The organism is Paracraurococcus ruber (assembly GCF_004353985.1).
GTDB classification, from domain to species: Bacteria; Pseudomonadota; Alphaproteobacteria; order Acetobacterales; family Acetobacteraceae; genus Paracraurococcus; species Paracraurococcus ruber.
This window is the reverse complement of the sequence record NZ_SMOA01000484.1, coordinates 1-2,413: the sequence shown is the minus strand read 5'-3', so window position 1 is coordinate 2,413 and position 2,413 is coordinate 1. Positions and strand designations below refer to the sequence as shown.

Annotated in this window: 2 protein-coding genes; both read left to right on the top strand. The window is 75.6% G+C overall.

The window, feature by feature from the left end:
* Positions 1-137: 137 nt before the first annotated feature.
* The gene (locus E2C05_RS31020; protein WP_133223464.1) at positions 138-842 is read left to right on the top strand and encodes an SURF1 family protein; all 705 of its coding nucleotides are present in this window, start codon (positions 138-140) and stop codon (positions 840-842) included.
* Positions 839-2,323 (top strand): carboxypeptidase M32, encoded by a 1,485-nt coding sequence (locus E2C05_RS31015; RefSeq protein WP_133223463.1) that lies wholly within the window; start codon positions 839-841, stop codon positions 2,321-2,323. The genes E2C05_RS31020 and E2C05_RS31015 overlap by 4 nt, the downstream gene beginning before the upstream one ends.
* The last annotated feature ends 90 nt before the right edge of the window (positions 2,324-2,413 follow it).

The following is a 2,413-nucleotide window of genomic DNA, read 5'->3' as shown; positions in this document are numbered from 1 at the left end:
CGGGGCGCCGCCCGCGGCCCGCGCGGCAACGGCGCCGGCGGCGCTGCCCCGCTCCGGCAGGCGGCCATGGCGCCCCATCCCGCGATGCCTCCCGGCGCGTGCCCCGCGGCCGCCGCCTCCTCCGGACCTCCGTGCGCATGACCTTCCGCCGCTTCCTCCCGGTCCTTGCCGCCCTGCCGGTGCTCGGCATCCTGCTGTGGCTCGGCACCTGGCAGGTGCAGCGGCTGCACTGGAAGACCGACCTGCTGGCGACCATCGACCGGGCGGAGGCCGGGCCGCCGCGGCCGCTCGACACCGCCATCCCGCAATCCTTCACAAAGGTCGCCGCCGCCGGCCGCTTCGACCATGCGCGGGAAGCCCTGCTGGGGGTGGAGGTGCGCGGCACCACCCTGGGCAGCCACCTGATCACGCCCCTGCTGCGGGACGGCGCGCCGCCGCTGCTGGTGGACCGCGGCTGGGTGCCGCTGGAACGGGACCGCAGCGTCGCCCGGCCGGACGGCGAGGTGAGCGTCGTCGGCTTCGTCCGCCCGGCGGATGAGCGCGACTGGAATTCCCCGAAGGACGATGCCGCCGGCCGGCGCTTCTATGTCTTCGACCCGCCGGCGATCGCCCAGGCGCTGGACCTGCCGCCGCCGCTGCCCTTCGGCCTGGTGGCGCTGGCGCCGGCCGATACCCCCTATGGCGACCTCCCGGCGGCGCCGCGCCACCTGCCGCGCCCCAACAACCCGCATCTCGGCTATGCCATCACCTGGTACGGGCTGGCCGCCGCCCTTGTCGGGGTGGTCGGCGTCTTCGTGCTGCGCCGGCCGGCGCCCCCGCCGACCCAGAGGGACCCCGCATGACCGCCGCCTATGACCGCCTGAAGACCCGCTTCGCCCGCATCGCCACGCTGGGGGAAGCGCAGGGCATGCTGCACTGGGATGCCAGCGCCATGATGCCGCCGGGCGGCGCCGCGGCGCGCGGGGAACAGCTGGCGACGCTCGCCGGCCTCGCCCATGAGCTGCTGACGGCGCCCGCGGTGGCGGACGACCTTGCCGCCGCCGAGGCCGCCGGCGACTGGGACGCGGCCAACCTCGCGCTGATGCGCCGGGCGCATGTCCGCGCCACCGCCCTGCCCACCGCCCTGGTCGAGGCGATCGCCCGCGCCAACAGCGCCTGCGAGACCATCTGGCGCGACGCCAAGGCCCGCGCCGACTTCGCCCAGGTGCGCCCGGCGCTCGAGGAGGTGGTGCGGCTGCAGCGAGAGATGGCGGGGGCGTTGTCCGCCGCCCTCGGCCTCTCGGCCTACGATGCCCTGATGGAGGGCTACCAGCGCGGCGTGACGGCGGCCGAGGTGGAGCCGGTCTTCGCCGCCTATGAGGAATTCCTGCGGGACGCCCTGCCGCGCGCCGAGGAATTGCAGGCCCGCCGCCCGGCGCCGCGCCCGCTGCCCGGCCCCTTCCCGGTGGAGAAGCAGCGGGTGCTCTGCCGCCGGATGTCGGAGCGCGTCGGGCTGGACTATGCCCATGCCCGCCTGGACGAGAGCCTGCACCCCTTCTGCGGCGGCACGCCGACCGATGTGCGGCTGACGACCTTCTACGCCGAGGACGACGTCGCCAAGGCGCTGATGGGCGTGCTGCACGAGACCGGGCATGCGCAGTACGAGCGCGGCCTGCCCGAGGCCTGGGCCCGCCAGCCGGTGGGCGATGCCGCCGGCATGGCGGCGCATGAATCGCAGTCCCTGATCGTCGAGATGCAGGCCTGCCGGTCCGACGCCTTCCTGGGCTTCCTGGGGCGGGAGCTGCGCGCCAGCTTCGGCGGCGATCCCGGCCTGTACGAGACGGGCAACCTGGTCGGCCTCTGGCGGCGGGTGGAGCGCGGCTTCATCCGGGTGGATGCCGACGAGCTGACCTATCCCGCCCATGTCATCCTGCGCTTCCGGCTGGAACGCGCCATGATCGGCGGCGACCTCCCGGTGGCCGACCTGCCCGGCGCCTGGACCGAGGGGCTGCGCGCCTTGCTCGGCATCACCCCGCCGGACGACGCGAAGGGGTGCCTGCAGGACATCCACTGGCATGACGGCGCCTTCGGCTATTTCCCCAGCTATACGCTCGGCGCCATGGCGGCGGCGCAGCTGATGCGGGCGGCCCGGCGGGACGTGCCGGCGATCGACGCCGCGCTGGCCGAGGGCGACATGCGGCCGCTGATGGGCTGGCTGCGGGAGAAGGTGCATGGCCAGGGCAGCCGGCTCGGCTTCCAGGACCTGCTGCGCCACGCCACCGGCAAGCCGCTCGACCCCGCCGACTTCATGGACCACCTGCGCGGCCGCTACCTGGCGGCCTGAGCGGCGATGGACCCCCGCGCGCCGGGACCCTGATCCGGGGCGCCGAGGTCCGCGGGCCCCCATCGCGCGCCGGGCGCGGCGCCGCGCCGG

Coding starts and splice junctions, on each gene's coding strand:
- E2C05_RS31020 (WP_133223464.1), top strand. CDS start 138: ATGACCTTCCGCCGCTTCCTCCCGGTCCTTGCCGCCCTGCCGGTGCTC.
- E2C05_RS31015 (WP_133223463.1), top strand. CDS start 839: ATGACCGCCGCCTATGACCGCCTGAAGACCCGCTTCGCCCGCATCGCC.